The organism is Roseburia sp. 1XD42-69, assembly GCF_003612565.1.
In the GTDB taxonomy this organism is placed as follows: domain Bacteria; phylum Bacillota; class Clostridia; order Lachnospirales; family Lachnospiraceae; genus Roseburia_B.
In genome coordinates this window covers 1-1,193 of sequence record NZ_RAZG01000221.1, presented here as the reverse complement: position 1 = coordinate 1,193, position 1,193 = coordinate 1, and the positions used below count along the sequence as shown (strand labels likewise).

Annotated in this window: 1 protein-coding gene; it reads left to right on the top strand. The window is 42.4% G+C overall.

Translation table 11 applies throughout. From position 1 onward, the window contains the following. Positions 1–1,065: IS110 family transposase (locus D7Y06_RS25205; protein WP_120410204.1), on the top strand; the 1,065-nt coding region annotated here is incomplete at its 5' end. Between the last annotated feature and the right edge of the window lie 128 nt (positions 1,066–1,193).

The following is a 1,193-nucleotide window of genomic DNA, read 5'->3' as shown; positions in this document are numbered from 1 at the left end:
ATTGATGGTGAATCCCGTATTGTCATGGAACACACAGGCCGTTATTACGAACCCCTTGTCCGTGAACTCTCACAGGCAAATCTTTTTGTGAGTGCGGTAAACCCCAAACTTATCAAAGACTTTAGTGATAATTCTCTCCGCAAAGTCAAGTCCGACAGGGCCGATGCTTTAAAAATCGCGCGCTATACTCTTGACAGTTGGACAGAACTTAGACAGTATAGTCTTATGGATGAAATTCGCAATCAGTTAAAAACCATGAACCGTCAGTTTGATTTTTACATGAAACACAAAACAGCCATGAAGAATAATCTCATCGGTATCCTTGACCAGACTTACCCGGGAGCAAACACCTATTTCGACAGTCCTGCCCGTGATGATGGCAGCCAGAAATGGGTGGACTTTGCAATAACCTACTGGCATGTGGATTGTGTTCGTAAACTATCCTTAAATGCATTTATTGACCACTATCAAAAATGGTGTAAACGCAAGAAGTATAACTTTAGCGAATCAAAGGCTGAAGAAATCCACAGAACAGCAAAGGAACTTGTTCCCGTACTTCCAAAGGATGACTTAACAAAACTTATCATCAAACAAGCGGTTGAACAGTTAAACACCGCTTCACAGACCGTGGAACAGCTCCGCATCATGATGAATGAGGCTGCCTCCAAACTTCCTGAATACCCTGTCGTAATGGCTATGAAAGGTGTTGGAAAATCCCTTGGTCCCCAGCTCATAGCTGAAATTGGAGATGTCTCCCGCTTTACCCATAAAGGAGCTATCACAGCCTTCGCAGGCGTTGATCCGGGAGTAAATGAATCCGGATCCTACGAACAGAAAAGTGTTCCAACGTCCAAACGAGGTTCCAGTACCCTCCGTAAGACTTTATTTCAAGTCATGGATGTTCTTATCAAAACAAAGCCGCAGGATGATCCTGTCTACTTGTTTATGGATAAGAAACGAGCACAAGGAAAGCCTTACTATGTGTACATGACAGCCGGTGCGAATAAGTTTCTTCGCATCTACTATGGGCGAGTGAAGGAATATCTGTCTTCGCTCCCAAAATAACCATCCCATCAATACCTTTATTTTAGACCAGCGAATATCGGTGGTCTTATTTCAATGCTCAAAATCCTACATAAAACTTTTTACCTGAAATCATCAATTTTCTATTGACTTTTTATTTGCAGGCTCGT